At 65.5% G+C, this 17584-nt stretch carries 15 protein-coding genes; 5 read left to right on the top strand and 10 right to left on the bottom strand.

The genetic code is table 11. The features are described from left to right. Positions 1–13: 13 nt before the first annotated feature. From betA to betI, 4 genes are read right to left on the bottom strand one after another with little or no spacing between them, the layout of a single operon-like run. Positions 14–1666, bottom strand: a complete 1653-nt coding sequence (betA, locus tag EN846_RS12310) for a choline dehydrogenase (protein WP_127287132.1) — start codon at positions 1664–1666, stop codon at positions 14–16. A gap of 3 nt (positions 1667–1669) precedes the next feature. After that, positions 1670–2677: a threonine/serine dehydratase gene (locus tag EN846_RS12305; protein WP_127287131.1), complete on the bottom strand. Its 1008-nt coding sequence runs from the start codon at positions 2675–2677 to the stop codon at positions 1670–1672. Continuing rightward, positions 2674–4203 (bottom strand): choline-sulfatase, encoded by a 1530-nt coding sequence (gene betC / locus EN846_RS12300; RefSeq protein ID WP_127311122.1) that lies wholly within the window; start codon positions 4201–4203, stop codon positions 2674–2676. The genes EN846_RS12305 and betC overlap by 4 nt, the downstream gene beginning before the upstream one ends. Next, positions 4200–4790: a transcriptional regulator BetI gene (gene betI / locus EN846_RS12295; RefSeq protein ID WP_127311123.1), complete on the bottom strand. Its 591-nt coding sequence runs from the start codon at positions 4788–4790 to the stop codon at positions 4200–4202. The genes betC and betI overlap by 4 nt, the downstream gene beginning before the upstream one ends. Positions 4791–5030: 240 nt before the next feature. Between betI and EN846_RS12290 the strand changes: the two genes are divergently transcribed. Next, positions 5031–6197, top strand: coding sequence for an acetyl-CoA acetyltransferase (locus EN846_RS12290; RefSeq protein WP_127393554.1), 1167 nt, complete (start codon positions 5031–5033; stop codon positions 6195–6197). Positions 6198–6251: 54 nt separating this feature from the next. Beyond that, positions 6252–7256, top strand: coding sequence for an asparaginase (locus EN846_RS12285; RefSeq protein ID WP_127311124.1), 1005 nt, complete (start codon positions 6252–6254; stop codon positions 7254–7256). On the opposite strand, the gene EN846_RS12280 is transcribed toward EN846_RS12285, so the two are convergent. After that, positions 7249–8625: a TIGR03808 family TAT-translocated repetitive protein gene (locus EN846_RS12280; protein WP_127283085.1), complete on the bottom strand. Its 1377-nt coding sequence runs from the start codon at positions 8623–8625 to the stop codon at positions 7249–7251. The two genes, EN846_RS12285 and EN846_RS12280, sit on opposite strands and share 8 nt — an antisense overlap. Before the next feature lie 103 nt (positions 8626–8728). Here EN846_RS12280 and greA point away from each other — a divergent pair, with 103 nt between their 5' ends. Then, complete coding sequence (gene greA / locus EN846_RS12275) at positions 8729–9211, top strand: transcription elongation factor GreA (protein ID WP_127283086.1); 483 nt, start codon at positions 8729–8731, stop codon at positions 9209–9211. Here greA and EN846_RS12270 read toward each other — a convergent pair. The 4 genes from EN846_RS12270 to EN846_RS12255 form a co-directional block, all read right to left on the bottom strand. Continuing rightward, on the bottom strand, positions 9208–9594 hold the full coding sequence (locus EN846_RS12270; RefSeq protein ID WP_127283087.1) for a type II toxin-antitoxin system death-on-curing family toxin: 387 nt from the start codon (positions 9592–9594) through the stop codon (positions 9208–9210). The genes greA and EN846_RS12270 overlap by 4 nt on opposite strands. Further along, positions 9591–9821 (bottom strand): AbrB/MazE/SpoVT family DNA-binding domain-containing protein, encoded by a 231-nt coding sequence (locus EN846_RS12265; protein ID WP_127283088.1) that lies wholly within the window; start codon positions 9819–9821, stop codon positions 9591–9593. The genes EN846_RS12270 and EN846_RS12265 overlap by 4 nt, the downstream gene beginning before the upstream one ends. Before the next feature lie 71 nt (positions 9822–9892). Next, positions 9893–12016, bottom strand: coding sequence for a methylmalonyl-CoA mutase (gene scpA, locus EN846_RS12260; protein WP_127283089.1), 2124 nt, complete (start codon positions 12014–12016; stop codon positions 9893–9895). Beyond that, a complete protein-coding gene (locus EN846_RS12255) occupies positions 12013–13455 on the bottom strand; it encodes a methylmalonyl-CoA mutase subunit beta (RefSeq protein WP_128346297.1) in 1443 nt (480 codons plus the stop codon). The genes scpA and EN846_RS12255 overlap by 4 nt, the downstream gene beginning before the upstream one ends. Before the next feature lie 287 nt (positions 13456–13742). On the opposite strand from EN846_RS12255, the gene EN846_RS12250 reads away from it, so the two are divergent. Beyond that, positions 13743–15287 carry a helicase HerA-like C-terminal domain-containing protein gene (locus EN846_RS12250; RefSeq protein WP_127392291.1) on the top strand — a complete coding sequence of 515 codons (1545 nt, stop codon included), beginning with the start codon at positions 13743–13745 and terminating at the stop codon, positions 15285–15287. Positions 15288–15450: 163 nt separating this feature from the next. Here the strand turns inward: EN846_RS12250 and EN846_RS12245 are convergent, their stop codons facing one another. Further along, the gene (locus EN846_RS12245; protein WP_127392292.1) at positions 15451–16074 is read right to left on the bottom strand and encodes an FMN-binding negative transcriptional regulator; all 624 of its coding nucleotides are present in this window, start codon (positions 16072–16074) and stop codon (positions 15451–15453) included. On the opposite strand from EN846_RS12245, the gene EN846_RS12240 reads away from it, so the two are divergent. Further along, the gene (locus tag EN846_RS12240; protein ID WP_245493351.1) at positions 16073–17578 is read left to right on the top strand and encodes a PLP-dependent aminotransferase family protein; all 1506 of its coding nucleotides are present in this window, start codon (positions 16073–16075) and stop codon (positions 17576–17578) included. The genes EN846_RS12245 and EN846_RS12240 overlap by 2 nt on opposite strands. Positions 17579–17584 lie beyond the last annotated feature (6 nt).

The raw sequence follows: 17584 nt of genomic DNA, 5'->3' as shown, positions 1-17584 counted from the left end.
GCCTCACAATGCCCTATCGATCCGCCGCCTGCCAGCGCGGATTGATCCATGGTTCCTGGTTGGACGGCGCCAGCGGCATCCGCCCAAGGATGTGATCTGAAGCCTTCTCGCCGGTCATGATCGAGGGCGCGTTGAGATTGCCGTTGGTCACCCGCGGGAAGATCGAGGAGTCGGCGACGCGCAGGCCCTCGACGCCGATCACCCGGCATTCCGGATCGACCACGCTCGTCAGATCGTCGGCGCGGCCCATCTTGCACGTGCCGCAAGGATGATAGGCGCTCTCGGCGTGATCCCTGATGAAGGCGTCCAGATCCTCGTCCGACTGCACATGACTGCCGGGCGAGATCTCCTTGCCGCGGAAACTGTCGAAAGCCTTCTGCCCAAAGATCTCGCGCGTCAGCCGGATGCAGTGGCGGAACTCCGTCCAGTCGTCCGGATGCGACATGTAGTTGAAGCGGATCACCGGCTTCGCTTTCGCATCGGGCGAGCGCAGCGTCACCGAGCCGCGCGACTTCGAGCGCATCGGCCCGACATGCGCCTGGAAGCCGTGCGACTTCGCTGCCGCCTTGCCGTCATAGCGCACCGCCGCCGGAATGAAGTGGTACTGGATGTCCGGATAGTCGACGCCGGCCCGCGAGCGCACGAAAGCCGCGGCCTCGAAATGGTTGGTGGCGCCGAGGCCGGTCCTGAAGAACAGCCACTGTGCGCCGATCAACGCTTTGGAGAAGGGGTTGAGCACCGAATTCAGCGTGATCGGCTTGGTCGATTCCTGCTGGATGTAGAGTTCCATATGGTCCTGCAGATTGCGGCCGACGCCTGGCCGGTCGGCAACGACCTGGATGCCGTTTTCCTGCAGATGCGCGCCCGGGCCGATGCCCGACAGCATCAGGATCTTCGGCGAATTGATTGACGATGCCGCGACGATCACTTCACGTCGCGCCTTAACGATTTGAATCTGTTTGTTAGCTTCGATCTCGACCCCGATGGCGCGTTGATTCTCGATCACCACGCGGCGAGCGAAGCCCTTGACCAAGGTGACGTTTTTGCGTTTCAGAGCCGGCTTCAGATAGGCGTTCGCCGCCGACCAGCGGCGGCCGCCGAGAATGGTCTGCTCCATCGGGCCGAACCCTTCCTGCTTCGAACCGTTGTAGTCGTCGGTCAGCTCGAAACCGGCCTGGCGGCCGGCCTCGACGAAGGCGCCGTAGAGCGGGTTCCTGCGCGTGCCGCGTTGGACATGCAGCGGGCCGCGTTTGCCCCGCCAGCCATCCTCGCCGCCGTCGGAATCCTCCATGCGCTTGAAGTAGGGAAGCACGTCGGCGAAGCCCCAGCCGGTTGCGCCCTGTTCGGCCCAGTGGTCGAAGTCGCGCGCATGGCCGCGCACATAGACCATGCCGTTGATCGAGGACGAGCCGCCGATCACCTTGCCGCGCGGGGTGGCGAGCACGCGGCCGCCGAGATGCGGCTCCGGCTCGCTGGCAAAGCCCCAGTCGTAGAGGCTCATGTTGAGCGGGATCGACAGCGCCGACGGCATCTGGATCAGCGGCCCGATATCGGTGCCGCCGAACTCGATGACGATCACCGAGTGCTTGCCGTCCTCCGACAGCCTGTAGGCCATGGCCGAGCCGGCGGAGCCGGAGCCGATGATCACGAAGTCCGCTTCAAGCATTGTTCATATGCGCCCATCGTTCATATGCGAGATGAAATCGGCGAGCGAGACATTGCCGCCGGTAGCCACAACAAGGACGGTTTTTCCCGCCACGTTCACCTTTCCCCCAAGCAGCGCCGCCAGCGACGCCGCGCCCGACGGCTCCAGCACCAGCTTCATCCGCTCGAAGGCGATCTTCATGGCGCGCCGCACCGAGATATCGTCGACGGTGACGCCGCGCACGCCGGCCGCGCGCACCGCCGCGAATGGCGCTTCGCCGGGCTGCCTCGCCATAAGCCCGTCGCAGATCGATTTCGGCCCGATCGGCATCGTCTCGATGGCGCCGTGCGCCAGTGAGGAACCCATGCCGTTGAAGCCTTCCGGCTCGACCGCGATGATTTCGGTCTGGGGCGACAGATAGTGGAAAGCGAGCGACACGCCGCCGATCAGCCCGCCGCCGCCGACGGAGCAGAACACCAGGTCGGCATGCGCGTTCTTCGCCGCCAACTGGTCGAGCGCCTCCAGCCCGGCGCCGGCCTGGCCGGCAACGATCTCCGGATCGTCGAAGGGATGCAGCAGCGTGAGTCCTTCGGTCTCGGCGATCGCGCGCGCCCTGGCGGCCGCCACTTCCTCGCGTGCGCGATCGCCATGGTCGGTGAGCACGACGCGCGCGCCATAGCCGGCGGTGGCCTCACGCTTGGCGGCCGGCGCATCGATCGGCATCACGATGGTGACGGGAATGCCGAGCGCCTGGCCGGCGGCGGCCAGCCCTTGCGCGAAATTGCCGGACGAGTAGGCGACGACGCCTTTCTTGGCCTCATCCGGCGACAGCTGCTTCAGCCGCCAATAGGCACCGCGCACCTTGAAGGAGCCGGCCCATTGCAGCGATTCCGGCTTGACGAAGACACGCGCCGCGCCCGTCTCCCTGGCGAGCGCCGTCGACTCCAGCAATGGCGTCACCTGCGTTGCGGCCGAGGTGAGGGCATAGGCCATTTTGAGATGGTCGAGTGAGGGGACGAGCGTTGTCATCATTCGCCTCGCGGATACCGTTTGCTCTCCTCGAGATTGTCGAGGTTCATGTGGTTGCGCATGTAGCGCTCGGACGCCTTCTGCAGCGGCTGGAAATCCCAGGGGTAATAGGCGCCGTTGCGCAGCGCCGGATACACCACCCAGCGGCGCGCCTGGCTCTCGCGCACGGCGGCGTCGAAAGCGGCCATGTCCCAGCGCGCCCGGACCTTGTCCATGAACGCCGCGACCAGCGCCGCGTTGGCCAGGTCGTCGGCGAGGTTGTCACGCTCGAGCGGATCGGTTTCGAGGTCGAACAATTGCGGCGGGTCGAGTTCGCAATGGACGAATTTGTATTTGCCGTCGCGGATCGCCACCAGCGGCGCGTAGGAGCCTTCGGCGGCATACTCGATCAACACGGGCGCGGTGCGCTGCCCGCCATTGGCGAGCGGCAGCAACGACTGGCCGTCGGTCCACGGAGCGATGGCGCCCATGTCGATGCCGGCGAGGTCGCACAGCGTCGGCGTCACGTCGAGATTGGAGACCGGCGCCTCGATCAGCCCGGCCGGCACGCCTTTGCCGGCGATCATCAGCGGTACGCGCGCCGAACCCTCGAAGAAGCTCATCTTGAACCACAGCCCGCGCTCGCCGAGCATGTCGCCATGGTCCGAGCAGAACAGGATGACGGTGTCGTCGAGCATGCGCGTGCGGCCGAGGACGTCCAGCAGCTCGCCGAGCTTGTCGTCGACATAGGAGATGTTGGCGAAATACCCGCGCCGCGAACGGCGCACCTGGTCGCTTGTGATCGCGAAAGCGGAATAGTCGCTGGCGTGGTAGAGCCGCTGCGAATGCGCGTCCTGCTCGTCATGCGCGATGAACCCGGTTTCGGGGTCCAGCGCCTGGCAATTCTCGTAGAAGTCCCAATACTGCTTGCGCGCGACGTACGGGTCGTGCGGGTGCGACAGCGAAACGGTCAGGCACCAGGGCCGCCGGTCCGCATCGTCCTGCTCCCGCGAAAGCTGGTAGAGCTTCTGCGTGGCCAGGAACACGACTTCGTCGTCATACTCCATCTGGTTGGTGGTCTCGGCGACGCCCGCGCCGGTCACCGAGCCCAGATTGTGATACCACCAGTCGATGCGCTCGCCGGGTTTGCGATAGTCTGGCGTCCAGCCGAAATCGGCCGGATAGATGTCGGTGGTCAGCCGCTCCTCGAAGCCATGCAGTTGGTCCGGCCCGACGAAATGCATCTTGCCAGACAGGCAGGTGTAGTAGCCGGCAGATCGCAGGTGATGGGCAAAAGTCGGGATCGAGGACGTGAACTCCGCCGCGTTGTCGTAGACCCCGGTGCGCGACGGCAACTGCCCGCTCATGAACGAAGCGCGGCCGGGCGCGCAGAGCGGCGAGGCGGTGTAGTTGTTGGCAAAGCGCGCCGAGCGGGCGGCAAGTGCCTTCAGATGCGGCACATGCAGGAATTCCGCCGGTCCGTCGGGGAACAGCGTGCCGTTGAGCTGATCGACCATGACGATCAGGAAATTGGGCCGTCCGCTCGTCAAGGCAGGCTCCGTCCGCTGAGCTTGGTTTCGAGATAGTCTTCGACGAGCGCGATGGCCGTCGCCGCGTCCGGCACGCCGTCTTTCAGCGCGCGACGGATGTAGAGCCCGTCGATCAGCGCCGCCGTCGCTTCGGCGACGCGATCCGCTTCGCGTCGGGACAGGATGCCGGTCAGCCCGCTCATCAGGTTCGAATGCAGTCGCCTCGCATAGATCTTGAGCAGGCGCCGCAAGGCCGACGACTTCTGCGCCTCGACATAGAAGGCAAGCCATGCGGCGATGGTCTCGGGCTGGAACTGGTCGTCGGAGAAACTGACGGCGACCACGGCCGAGACGCGCTGGCGCGCCGTGCCGGTGGCCCGCAGCGCACGCCTGGTGTCGGTGTTGAGCTCCGACAGTATGTGCCGCATCGTCGCGAACAGAAGCTCGTCCTTGGCGCCGAAATAATGGTGCGCCAGCGCCGACGACACGCCGGCGCGGCCGGCGATCTCCGACATCGTCACGTCCAGCGAGCCGCGCTCGCCGATCGCCGAGATCGTCGCATCGATGAGCGCCTTGCGGCGCAAGGGTTCCATTCCGATTTTCGGCATTTTGGGATCCGGGCTCGATATAAGATTATTTTTTATTGACGGATCAATCAACAAAAAATCGATGCTGGCATCAAACGATCCTGTTGGTCTGGCCCATCCCCTGGGCTGGAAAAAAGTTCACTGTTGAACAATATTGAATCTCATGCCGCGACAGGACGTGCTAGCGTGTGTGGAGGTTCAGGTCAGGCCGGCATCACCTGAGGATCCACACGCCAGGCTGCGCGGCAAATGGAGGCTGTAATGACCGCATGCATCGTCGGCTGGGCGCATTCGCGCTTCGGCAAGCTCGAGGGCGAGACGCTCGAGGGCCTGATCACCAAGGTCGCCGTCGAGGCGCTCGACCATGCCGGGATTGGTCCCGACGATGTCGACGAGATCGTGCTCGGCCATTTCAACGCTGGCTTCTCCGCGCAGGATTTTACCGCCAGTCTGGTTTTGCAGGCCGACGACCGGCTGCGCTTCAAGCCGGCGACGCGCGTCGAAAACGCCTGCGCCACCGGTTCGGCCGCCGTGAGGCAAGGTATCCGCGCCATCGACGCCAATGCGGCCCGCATTGTGCTGGTGGTCGGCGCCGAGCAGATGACCACCACGCCCGGCCCCGAGATCGGCAAAAACCTGCTCAAGGCCTCCTACCTGCCGGAGGATGGCGACACGCCCGCCGGCTTTGCCGGCGTCTTCGGCAAGATCGCGCAGGCCTATTTCCAGCGCTATGGCGACCAGTCGGATGCGCTCGCCATGATCGCCGCCAAGAACCACAAGAACGGCGTCGACAATCCTTACGCGCAGATGCGCAAGGATTTCGGCTTTGAATTCTGCCGCCAGGAAAGCGAGAAGAACCCGTTCGTCGCCGGTCCCTTGAAGCGCACCGACTGCTCGCTGGTTTCGGACGGCGCCGCCGCGCTTGTGCTCACCGACACCGCGACGGCGCTCAGGATGCGCCGCGCCGTCACCTTCCGCGCCAATGAGCACGTCCAGGATTTCCTGCCGATGTCGAAGCGCGACATCCTCGCCTTCGAGGGCTGCGAGCAGGCCTGGAACCAGGCGCTGAAGAAGGCCGGCGTGACGCTCGACGACCTCTCCTTCGTCGAGACGCATGACTGCTTCACCATCGCCGAACTGATCGAATACGAGGCGATGGGGCTGGCCAAGCCAGGCGAAGGCGCGAAGCTGGCGCTGGACGGCACCACGGCCAGGGACGGCCGCCTGCCGGTCAACCCCTCCGGCGGCCTTAAATCCAAGGGCCACCCGATCGGCGCCACCGGCGTGTCGATGCATGTGCTGACCGCCATGCAGCTCACCGGCGAGGCGGGCGGCATCCAGGTGCCGGGCGCCAAGCTCGGCGGCATCTTCAACATGGGTGGCGCTGCCGTTGCCAACTACGTTTCCATTCTCGACCGGATCAGGTAGAAGCGGCCCGCATTTAAAGCGGCGCCCTCTGGGCGCGCGCGTGCGGGAGGCAGCATGTCAAATCCGGTTCTGGTCGAGGTTTTGCGCGGCGCGGTGGTCGAAAGCGCCCATCGCGGCGCGGTCGCCGTGTTCGATGCTGACGGCAAGCCGTTGCTCGAAATCGGCGAGACGGTCCGCCCGGTGTTTCCGCGCTCGGCGGTGAAGGCGATCCAGGCGCTGCCATTGGTCGAAAGCGGTACGGCCGACGCCTATGGCTTCGGCGACCGCGAACTGGCGCTGGCCTGCGCCTCGCATACCGGCGAGGCCGCGCATGTCGAACTGGCGCAAGCCATGCTGGCGAAAGCCGGTCTCGACAAAACCGCGCTCGAATGCGGCGCGCATTGGCCGTCGAACCATGACGCCACCATAGCGCTTGCCCGTGCCGGCGGCGTGCCGAACGCGCTGCACAACAACTGCTCCGGCAAGCATGCCGGCTTCCTATGCACCTGCGTGCATGCGGGCATCGCCCATCGCGGCTACGTCAAGGCCGGCCACGCCCAGCAGGAGATGGTTCGCGATGCCATGCAGTCCGTGACCGGTGCCGCCCATGACGTCGACCACTGCGGCACCGACGGCTGTTCCATCCCGACCTATGCCGTGCCGCTAAAGAGCTTCGCGCTCGGCTTTGCCCGCATGGCGACGGGCAGGGGCTTTGCGCCGGAGCGGGCCAGGGCGGCGAAGCGGCTCTTGTCCGCCTGCATGGCCGAGCCCTTCCTGGTCTCCGGCAGCGGCGGCGCCGATGTCGCGCTGATGCAGGCGGCGCCCGGCCGCATCTTCGTCAAGACCGGTGCAGAGGGCGTCTATTGCGCCGCCGTTCCCGAGCTTGGCCTCGGCATTGCGCTGAAATGCGACGACGGCGCCGGCCGCGCCGCCGAGGTGATGATCGCCGCGGTGCTGGCCAGGCTGCTGCGTGGCGACGAAGGCCTCGCCGCAAAACTGATGGAGCTCGCCCATCGCCCCGTCGAAAGCCGGATTGGCGCCAAGGTTGGCACGCTACGGCCGACGGCTGCGCTCAACTGACGTGGTTGCGCTCAACGGTCAGATGCGCATAGCCGGCATTGCCTGACTGGGCGAGGTCGGCGGTCGCCGGATCGGCCCAGCGCTGGCCGACGATAGCGCCGTTCAGCGCGCCATCGATGACATTGTCCGAGATGATGGCCGTTTCTGCGCCCTCGACCACCGACACCGCAATGCCGGTCCCGGCCTTGCGGATGATGTTGCCGGTGGCAACGACATTGCGCAGATAAGGCCCCCAGCCGATCTGCATGCCATAGAGCGGCGCGTTCTCGACGACATTGCCCGACACGGTGGTGTCGGCCTCGACGCTGATGCCGACGCCGAAGCCGGGCGCGTCGGCGGGGTAGGGGCCGACCGTCGACAGGTTGCGCACGATGTTGTTCGCGCACACGCCCATGCGGCCGCCTTCGTTGAAATTGACGATCGAGATGCCGTTGGCGGCGCCGTCGATGATGTTGTTGCCGATGACCGCGCCTTCGAAGGAGAATTCCGAATAGAGCGCCGTCTCGCCCGAGCGCGAGCAGGTGTTGCCGGTGACCTGCAGATTGCTGGAGCTGTTGGCGCGGATCGCCGAGAAGGCGCAGTCCGAGACGATGTTGCCCGAGATCACGACATTGCCGGCGCGGAAGGCGTTGATGCCGTTGCCGTTCTGGCCGGTGCCGCCGCTCCTGGCGCCGATGCGCTCGACGCGGTTGCCACTGACGAGGGTGCCGTCTTCCGCCTGCTGCCAGCGATGCACGAGGATGCCGCCATTGGCGCAGTCGGAAACCGTATTGCCGGAGATCTCCAGCCCGCCGGCTTCGACCGAATAGATGCCGGCGTCCGCCGCGCCGGAAATGTCGCAACGCCCGACGCGGCCCGAAACATGCTCCAGCGCCAGCCCGTTCTTGCCGCTGCCGGTGACCTGGCAATTGTCGATGACGAGATGGCCGACGCGACGCAGGTCGAGCAGGCCTTGCGCATAGTCGGCCAGCCAGCGGTTCGAGCCGTCGAACACCAGCCCGCCGAGTTCGATATGCTCGGCCTGCTCGACCATCATCAGATGGCCGTTGCCGCCATAGACGATGCGCGTGGCGCCCGGCACGCCGCTCAGGCGCAGGCGCGCTGGCAGCTTGAGGTTGGACACGACATAGGTGCCCTGCGGCAAAAACACCGGCGCGTCGCGCTCGCTGGCGTCGTTGAGGAGCTTGGTGAAGGCCTTGCTCTGGTCGTCAAGCGTGCCTGGTTGCACGCCGAGCTCGGTGGCGTTGATCGAACCGCGCATCGAGGCTTTCGCGATGCCGGGCAGCACCTTGGCCGAGACTTTGCCAGCGCAAAGGCCCGCAATGGCAAAGCCGGCGGTCTGGGCGAGCAGCATTCGTCTGTTCAACATCGGCACAGGTCCTGGCGTTTGCCATCCCTGTCGCAGGAATCGTGCCAGGCCTGCCGTCGGACTACAGCTTGTACAGAGGCGGCACCGGGCCTAAGTTCATTGCATGAGCAGAGCTTTTACCCGCGAAGAAGACAGCGAAAACGCCATCGCCGGCATTGGCGAGCGTCCGATCAGCCAGCACCGCAACCTGGTGACGGAGCGTGGCTTGGCAATGATCGATCAGGAACTCGAAGGACTGCGCGACGAATTGGGCAAGGCCGAGAGGCGAGCCGACCGCGAGCGCATCGCGCTCGTGTCGCGCGACCTGCGCTACTGGACCGCCAGGCGCGAGAGTGCGGAGCTTTCCGTGCCCGAGCCCGGCAGCGACGTGGTCCGCTTCGGCATGGGCGTCACGCTGGAAGGCGATGACGGCAAGAAAGTGCACTGGAAGATCGTCGGCGAGGACGAGGCCGATCCCTCAAAGGGCAGCATTTCCCATGTCTCGCCGATGGCAGTGGCGCTGTTCGGCAAGAAGCTTGGCGACATCGCGTCGGTCAACGGCAAGGAGTGGGAGATCACCAAGCTTTCGGACAAGGCTGAGAGCTAGTCTTCCAGCCTGACGACATGGTCGCGGAAGAATGCCGCGGCCCCGGCTTCGTCGATTTCACCCGCTGCAACCATCATCACCATTTGGATGACGTCCTCCTGCTCGGCCTCGACACTCAATCCATTGAAGTAGAGAAACAAATCGGCTGCGGCAAAAGCGGTGCGCTTGTTGCCGTCGACGAATGGGTGGTTCTTTGCGATGCCAAAGAGATAAGCGGCCGCCAGTTCGCAAAGATCGGGCTCTCCATAGGCCTCCTTCTGCTGAGGCCTAGCAAGCGCTGATTCCAGCATGCCTTCGTCACGAATGCCCGGCGCACCGCCGTGAAGGCGCAACTGCTCGGCGTGCATCGCCTCCACGAATTCTCGCGAATGATGCGCGGTCATTTCGCGAGCGCGCGGTAGGCAACCTCGTATTTCTTCATCCGCTCACGCGCGATCTTCATCTTGCGTTCGAATTCTTCGGCAGAGTCCTCAAGGCGGCGCAAGCGAAGCTCCTGACCCTCCTGGACGACGACCACATTGTCGCCCGCCTTCAGGTTCACCCGGTCGAGAAGTTCCTTCGGCAGGATCAGCCCTTCGGAATTGCCGATTTTGCGAATGGTCGTGTTCATGACGGATCATCCTGTTGCAACGCCGATTATAACGCCAGACGCCGATTGTTGCAACAGGAATTATAACGGCCTCATGCCGCCGCCAGCAAGCGGTCCATAAGCCTGTCCGCCGCTTCTGGAATGACCGTGCCCGGCGGGAAGATTTCCGCCGCACCCGCCTTCAGCACCGCATCATAGTCCTGCGGCGGGATCACGCCGCCGGCGACGATCAGCATGTCGCCATGGCCGAGCTTCTTCAGCGCTTCCTTGAGCTCAGGAATGAGCGTCAAATGTCCGGCCGCGAGCGAGGAGGCGCCGATGATGTCGACGTCGTGCTGGACCGCCAGTTTCGCGATCTCCTCGGGCGTCTGGAACATCGGACCGACGGTGACGTCGAAGCCGAGATCGGCAAAGGCGGTGGCGATCACCTTCTGCCCGCGGTCATGGCCGTCCTGACCCATCTTGGCAACCAGGATACGTGGCTTGCCACCGGATTTCTCCTCAAACGTCGCGATCTTGTCCTGCAGCCTGTCGACCGCCGGATTGTCGCCGAGCGCATCGCGGTAGACGCCGGAGATCGTCTGCACCGAGGCGACATGACGCCCAAAAACCTTTTCCAGCGCCAGCGAAATCTCGCCGACGGTCGCTTTGGCGCGCGCCGCGCGGATGGCGAATTCAAGCAGGTTCTCGTCGTCCTCGGCCGCCCGCGTCAACGCGGCAAGCGCGCCCTCGACCGCGCCGACGTCGCGCGTGCCCTTCAGCCGCTGCAGCTTCGCCAACTGCCTGGCCTTGACCTCGGCATTGTCGATCTTCAGCACGTCGACCTCGATGTCGGTTTGCGGCCGATGCGCGTTGACGCCGACCAGCGTCTGCTCGCCGGAATCGATGCGTGCCTGGGTGCGGGCCGCGGCCTCCTCGATGCGCAGCTTCGGAATGCCTTTCTCGATCGCCGCCGCCATGCCGCCGAGGCTCTCGACCTCCTCGATGTGAGCGAGCGCGCGCGCCGCCAGATCCTGCGTCAGCCGCTCGACGAAGGCCGAGCCGCCCCACGGGTCGACGATGCGCGTGGTGCCGGATTCCTTCTGCAGGATGAGCTGCGTGTTGCGGGCGATGCGGGCCGAATGGTCGGTCGGCAGCGCCATCGCCTCGTCGAAGGAATTGGTATGCAGCGACTGCGTATGCCCCTGCGTCGCCGCCATCGCCTCGATCATCGTGCGGGTGATGTTGTTGTAGGGATCCTGCGCCGTCAGTGACCAGCCTGACGTCTGGCAGTGCGTGCGCAGCGACAGCGAGCGCTCGTCCTTGGGCGCAAAATTCTTCTTCATCAGGCTCGACCACAGCAGGCGCGCGGCCCTGAGCTTGGCGACCTCCATGAAGAAGTCCATGCCGACGGCCCAGAAGAAGGAAAGCCGCGGCGCGAAGCGGTCGATGTCGAGCCCGGCAGCGACGCCGGCGCGGGCATATTCGATGCCGTCGGCGATGGTGTAGGCGAGCTCGAGGTCCGCCGTCGCGCCGGCCTCCTGCATATGGTAGCCCGAGATCGAGATCGAGTTGAACTTCGGCATGTTGCGCGACGTGTAGGCGAAGATGTCCGACACGATCCGCATCGAGGGTTTCGGCGGGTAGATGTAGGTGTTGCGGACCATGAACTCCTTCAGAATGTCGTTCTGAATGGTCCCAGCGAGATCCTTTTGCGCAACTCCCTGTTCCTCCGCCGCCACGATGTAGAGCGCCATGACCGGCAGCACCGCGCCGTTCATGGTCATCGACACCGTCATTTCGCCGAGCGGAATGCCGTCGAACAGCTGGCGCATGTCGAGGATGGAATCGATGGCGACTCCCGCCATGCCGACATCGCCTGCGACGCGAGGATGGTCGCTGTCATAACCGCGATGCGTGGCGAGATCGAAAGCGACCGACAGGCCCTTCTGCCCGGCCGCCAGGTTGCGCCGGTAGAAGGCGTTCGACTCTTCCGCCGTTGAGAAGCCGGCATATTGCCGGATCGTCCAGGGCTGCTGGACGTACATTGTCGGGTAGGGGCCGCGCACGAAGGGCGCCAAGCCGGGATAGGTATCGAGATTGGCGAGGCCCTTGAGATCGCCCTGCATGTAGAGATGCTTCACGGCGATGCCTTCCGGCGTCATCCGCTGGCCCTTGAGCTCGACCGGCGCGCGGCGCGGAGCAGACCAGCCGATCTGGCTGAAATCGGGGATCATGCGCCGGCTCCGATCGACTGATCGATGCGCACCGGAAACAGCGGCTCGCAGGTCGCGACGCCTTCCGTCAGCGCCGGTCGCCGCTCCGCCGCCAGTGTTTCGACCGGGCGTTCGCTGCCCGCGCGGAACAGTGTCGTGCCGACGATAGCGCGCGCGCCCGTCCGGTATTCGGCGTTGCGCTTCGCAGCGGCGGTCTGGACGCGGTTCTGGATGTAGCCTTGCTGCAGGCTCGCCAGCACGCCGCCTTCGGCCTCGATGCGCTGGAATTCTTGCCAGGCGACCGCGCAGAGATCATTGGTCAGCGCCTCGACGGCGCCCGATCCGCCAGCGGGGTCGGCGACGTGATCGACGTGGCTTTCCTCGGCCATGATCAGCTGCGCGTTGCGGGCGACGCGGCGGGCAAAGCCGGCCGGCAGCCCATGCGCGATTGTGTGTGGCAGGATGGAGATCGAATCGGCCCCGCCGGCGGCGGCCGCGAAACAGGCGATCGCCGTGCGCAATATGTTGGTCTCCGGGTCCGCCGCCGTCATCATGCGATAGGACGTCTCGGCGTGGATGCTGGCCGTCGAGGCCGGGATCGAGCAGGCTTCCTGGATCCGCGCCCACAGCCGGCGCAAGGCGCGCACCTTGGCCATCGACAGCAACTGGTCCTGGTCGACGCTGAGCGCGAAGCCGATATGGGGTGCGGCATAGACCAGCGGCTGGCGCGCCTTCTCGAACATCCTGAGATAGGAGACCGCCGACGCCATCATCGTGCCGAGCTCCTGGGCCTCGGTGGCGCCGGCATTGTGGAAGACGCGCCCGTCGGCCTCGAGCAGCACGCCGGGCACTCCCATCGAGAAGAAATGCGCCATCGACTGCGGCATCGATTCCTGCAGCGCCTCGATCGACATGCGCAGCCGGCCGGTGCCGGCGAAGATCGCCGCCGGATCGATGCCGAAGGAAAGGTTGAGCTTGGCCGGATCGGAGCGGCGCTTGCCCAGGAATGCCACCAGCCAGTCGGCCACCGCACGGCTCCAGGGATGGGCATCGATGCGGACCTGGACGCGGTTGAGCGGCACGCCGTCGAGCACCGCTTCCAGCGCCTCGGCCGTTCGCGGCAGGCCATAGCCGAAAGCGTTCGGCGCGCCCTCGAAAACCAGTGACAGACCGGTCGCCCCTTGCGCGACATCGTCCAGTGCCTGCGCCTTGGCGCGGCCAATATCCGGATCGTCGACGCGCTGGCTGACGATCCAGGGCGCTCCCGGATTTGCCCTGACCATCGGTTCGGCCGTGGCCGAGCGCTCATAGAGCGGCTCGATGCGGATGCCGTCGTCGCTGTGGGAAACCAGCCTGTCCTCGAAGGAGCCGCCGGCAAGCGCCTTTTCGGCGAGCGCCAGCCAGCGCTGGCGGTCAGCGTTCTGAAGGTCGACTTCCCTGGTCAAGGCGCCGGCGCCCATCCGCACTCCTGATTTTTCTGCCGCATCAATTCGAACCGTCAGTCTAAGGTTCCCTGTCCGATATCACAATGCGCCACGCATGCGGCCGGGTGAACCACCGACCGATTGCCAAACATGCGCAAAGTCCGCAAGCTGCAGGAAGCCCGGCAAGTCGGGATTTGCGTTCGGTTCCAACTCCGACTGAAAGCCCGATTCGCGATTGGAGCATTGTCGCTGCCGTGTCGCCTCACTATACCTCAGCGAGGGCCCTTTGCTTTTAACTTCATCAGGTTGCGGAGACCGGACATATGGCTGACGACAAGAGCATTTTCATCGGCGCCAGCCGCAAGCCCGACGACAGCTATCAGCGCCCCGAGCAGCTTCTGCTGCAATATGGCAACCGCCACGGCCTGGTCACCGGCGCCACCGGCACCGGCAAGACGGTCAGCCTGCAAATCCTCGCCGAGGGTTTTTCCAACGCCGGCGTGCCGGTCTTCTGCGCCGACATCAAGGGCGATCTTTCCGGCATCGCCATGATGGGCGAGGCCAAGGATTTCCTGGTCAAGCGCGCCGAGCAGATCAAGCTCGACCCTTACGACTTCCAGGAATTCCCGGTCATCTTCTGGGACCTGTTCGGCGAACAGGGCCACCCGATTCGCGCCACGACTTCGGAGATGGGACCGCTCTTGCTGTCGCGGCTGATGAACCTAACCGAAGCGCAGGAAGGCATCATGAACATCGCCTTCCGCATCGCCGACGAGGAAGGCCTGCTTCTGCTCGACCTCAAGGATCTGCAGGCGCTGCTCGCCAACATCGCCGAGCGCGCCGATGAGCTCAGCGCCCGCTACGGCAATGTCACCAAGCCGTCCGTCGGCGCCATCCAGCGCACGCTGCTGGTGCTGGAACAGCAGGGCGCGGCGAATTTCTTCGGCGAGCCGGCGCTGCGCATCGCCGACATCATGCGCACCACCCGCGACGGCCGTGGCGCCATCAGCGTGCTGGCCGCCGACAAGCTGATGATGAACCCGCGCCTCTACGCCACCTTCCTGCTCTGGCTGATGTCGGAGCTGTTCGAGGAATTGCCCGAGGTCGGCGATCCGGACAAGCCGAAGCTGGTCTTCTTCTTCGACGAGGCGCATCTGTTGTTCGAGGACGCGCCGAAGGTGCTGGTCGACCGCGTCGAGCAGGTGGTGCGGCTGATCCGCTCCAAGGGTGTCGGCGTCTATTTCGTCACCCAGAACCCGCTGGATATTCCCGAGAAGGTTCTGGCCCAGCTCGGCAACCGCGTCCAGCATGCCCTGCGCGCCTACACTCCGCGCGAACAGCAGGCGGTGAGGACGGCGGCCGAGACGTTCCGCCCCAATCCCGATTTCGACTGCATGACCGCGATCACCCAGCTCGGCACCGGCGAGGCGCTGGTTTCGACGCTGGAGGCCAAGGGCGTGCCCTCCATGGTCCAGCGCACGCTGATCCGGCCGCCGTCGTCGCGGCTCGGCCCGATCACGCCGGACGAGCGCCGCCAGTTGATCGGGGAAAGCCCGGTCTCGGGCCAATACGACCAGGTGATCGACCGCGAATCGGCCTTCGAGCTGTTGCAGAAGAAGGCGAAAGAGGCGCAGGAGGCCGAAGAGCAGGCGCAACAGGCCGACAGCGGCCGCTCGCGCTGGACGATTCCCGGTTTTGGCGACGATCCCGCTCCGCAGTCCGGCGGCCGCCGCGCCCCGGCGCCACGCCCCTCGAACCGCCAGACGGTGGCCGAAGCGGCGATCAAGTCGGTGGTGCGCTCGGTCGGCTCGTCTGTCGGCCGCGCGATCGTGCGCGGGATCCTGGGGAGCCTGGCCAGGGGGCGGTAGGATGTCTGCACGAGAAGGGCGGAGGTCGCTTCAAGCGCGGTGACAGAGCGCTGCCGTGATCAATCCTTCCTGCGTTATGGCGAGCAGGAAGCCGCGGCGAAGTACCAGGCGAACTGGCTCAGATTCGCGATGACGGATTCACACCGGGATGAGCGGAGCGACCTCACACCGGGATGAGCGGAGCCACCTCACGGTCCGATGGCCGGTCGCTCGCCGCGAGGCCAGCCAGCACACCGGCACGATCGGCAGCGTTGCGGTTCTGGCTCATCTTGCGCTTGCCTTCGAGCCGCGTGATCGGCATGCGCAGGCCAATAATCCCCTTCAGTTGCGCCTGGATGAAATCCGGCGGCGCATCCGCTACGGCCCAGGGCGAGGCGCGGCCGCCTTCGTGGAGGGTGGTGAGACGCGTCACCACGTCGAGCAGCCTGTCGGCATCGTCGAAGAATTCAATCGGTCCATAGGCATGGACGGCGACATAGTTCCAGGTCGGCACGACCTTCCCGGTTTCCTGCTTGGCCTGATACCACGCCGGCGTCACATAGGCGTCCGGTCCCATGAAGATCGCCAGGCCGTCGCCCAATACCGGTGCGCGCCACTGCGGATTTGCCTTCGCGACATGGCCGTAGATCACGCCGTGCTCGCCCTCGTTCTCGTCGAGAAGAAGTGGCAACGGCGTCGCCTGCGGTCCTTCCGCCGTGGCGGTGACCAGCGTCGCCAGACGCGCCGCGCGGATCGTTGCTCTCAGGCTCTCCTTGTCGTCATCACGGAAGGCGGGCGGTATGTACATGGCAAAACTCCTTGCGTTGCAGGCGACGATGCCGCAAGTCTGGCTTGGTGGAAATATCCAGTTTCGCAGGTTCTCTGTGGTCCAGTTGGAGAAGGATGGCGTCGCGCGCCGGATCATCGCGGCGATCAAGGCGCAGGTGCACAGCGGCGCCTATCGGCCTGGCGACCGCCTGCCGTCGACGCGGGTCTTTGCCGCCGAATGGGGCGCCTCACGCACCACGGTGACGGCCGCCTATAGCCAGCTCGACGCCGAAGGCTATCTGATCATCCGGCCGGGAGCACGCGCGATCGTGGCCTCGGGGCTGGAGGCGCCGTCGATGGAGACGCCCCTCGAGGCCGCTCAGCCCCGCAACCTGTCGGCATTCGCCCGCCGCCTCGTGGCCCTGCCTGCGCCGGCGGAAATGCAGCCGGCCAAGCTTGCCGATTTCCGCTATGGCGACCTGTCCGGGGCGGACTTCCCGGTGCTGGCCTGGCGGCGGGCGTCGAACAAAGCCATTTTGCGACGCCCCGCTCGGCTGCGCTATGGCGACCCTCAGGGGTCCCTTGCCGCCCGCGGCGCGCTTCAGGGCTATCTCTGGCGCGCTCGCGGCATCAATTGCACGCCGGACCAGATCGTCATCGTCAACGGCTCCCAGCAAGGGCTCGACCTCTGCGCGCGGCTGCTGCTTGACCCCGGCGACCCGTTTGTGATCGAGAACCCGGGCTATCTGCTGGCCCGCAATGCCTTCGCGGCGGCAGGCGGCATCGCCGTGCCCGTTGCGGTCGACGCCGACGGGCTGAGGACGGATGCCTTGCCGCCGGCCCGCCTTGCTTGCGTGACGCCGTCGCATCAGTTTCCGCTCGGTAGCGTGCTTTCCGCGACGCGCCGGCGCGCCCTCCTGGCCTGGGCCAAGGCCACAGGCGCCTACATCGTCGAGGACGATTATGATGGCGAATACCGTCACGACATCTCCCCCATCCCGCCGCTGCAGGCCCTCGATCCTGACTCCGTCATCTATATCGGCACGCTGTCCAAGACGCTTTCGCCGACCCTGAGGCTCGGCTATCTCGTCGTTCCCGCCAGCCTCACCCGGGCGTTTAGCGAGGCGAAACGGCTGACCGACCGGCATGCTCCGATGCTGGAACAAGACATACTGGGCGACCTGCTGGCGAGCGGCGCTTATGAGCGTCACGTCCGCAGCATACGCAGGAAGAACGCCGAGCGCAGGGAGGCCCTGCTGCAGGCGTTGTCCGAACATCTGGGTGCAGGAGTCTCCGTCGCGGGAGCCGACACCGGACTGCATGTCGTCGCCTGGATGAACGGCATCGATGCCGAACGCGAGCCGGCGATCATCGCGGCTGCGCGCGCCGCCGGGATCGGCCTCTATCCGGTATCGCCGCTCTATGACCCAACCGAGCCGCGACCTGAAACGGCCGGCTTCATCCTCGGCTATGCAGGGCTCGACGTGGAGGTACTGAGACGCGGTGTTGCAATGCTGGCGACTGTGCTGGCCGCGCACCGCTGACGAGAT

The organism is Mesorhizobium sp. M4B.F.Ca.ET.203.01.1.1, from assembly GCF_004791025.1.
Taxonomy (GTDB): domain Bacteria; phylum Pseudomonadota; class Alphaproteobacteria; order Rhizobiales; family Rhizobiaceae; genus Mesorhizobium; species Mesorhizobium abyssinicae.
This window is presented reverse-complemented; position numbering and strand designations above follow the sequence as displayed.

Bases quoted from the DNA above. Each gene is read 5' to 3' on its own strand.
- betA (WP_127287132.1), bottom strand. From the start codon at position 1,666: ATGCTTGAAGCGGACTTCGTGATCATCGGCTCCGGCTCCGCCGGCTCG.
- EN846_RS12305 (WP_127287131.1), bottom strand. From the start codon at position 2,677: ATGATGACAACGCTCGTCCCCTCACTCGACCATCTCAAAATGGCCTAT.
- betI (WP_127311123.1), bottom strand. From the start codon at position 4,790: ATGCCGAAAATCGGAATGGAACCCTTGCGCCGCAAGGCGCTCATCGAT.
- EN846_RS12290 (WP_127393554.1), top strand. From the start codon at position 5,031: ATGACCGCATGCATCGTCGGCTGGGCGCATTCGCGCTTCGGCAAGCTC.
- EN846_RS12285 (WP_127311124.1), top strand. From the start codon at position 6,252: ATGTCAAATCCGGTTCTGGTCGAGGTTTTGCGCGGCGCGGTGGTCGAA.
- EN846_RS12280 (WP_127283085.1), bottom strand. From the start codon at position 8,625: ATGTTGAACAGACGAATGCTGCTCGCCCAGACCGCCGGCTTTGCCATT.
- greA (WP_127283086.1), top strand. From the start codon at position 8,729: ATGAGCAGAGCTTTTACCCGCGAAGAAGACAGCGAAAACGCCATCGCC.
- EN846_RS12270 (WP_127283087.1), bottom strand. From the start codon at position 9,594: ATGACCGCGCATCATTCGCGAGAATTCGTGGAGGCGATGCACGCCGAG.
- EN846_RS12265 (WP_127283088.1), bottom strand. From the start codon at position 9,821: ATGAACACGACCATTCGCAAAATCGGCAATTCCGAAGGGCTGATCCTG.
- scpA (WP_127283089.1), bottom strand. From the start codon at position 12,016: ATGATCCCCGATTTCAGCCAGATCGGCTGGTCTGCTCCGCGCCGCGCG.
- EN846_RS12255 (WP_128346297.1), bottom strand. From the start codon at position 13,455: ATGGGCGCCGGCGCCTTGACCAGGGAAGTCGACCTTCAGAACGCTGAC.
- EN846_RS12250 (WP_127392291.1), top strand. From the start codon at position 13,743: ATGGCTGACGACAAGAGCATTTTCATCGGCGCCAGCCGCAAGCCCGAC.
- EN846_RS12240 (WP_245493351.1), top strand. From the start codon at position 16,073: ATGGCAAAACTCCTTGCGTTGCAGGCGACGATGCCGCAAGTCTGGCTT.
- EN846_RS12245 (WP_127392292.1), bottom strand. From the start codon at position 16,074: ATGTACATACCGCCCGCCTTCCGTGATGACGACAAGGAGAGCCTGAGA.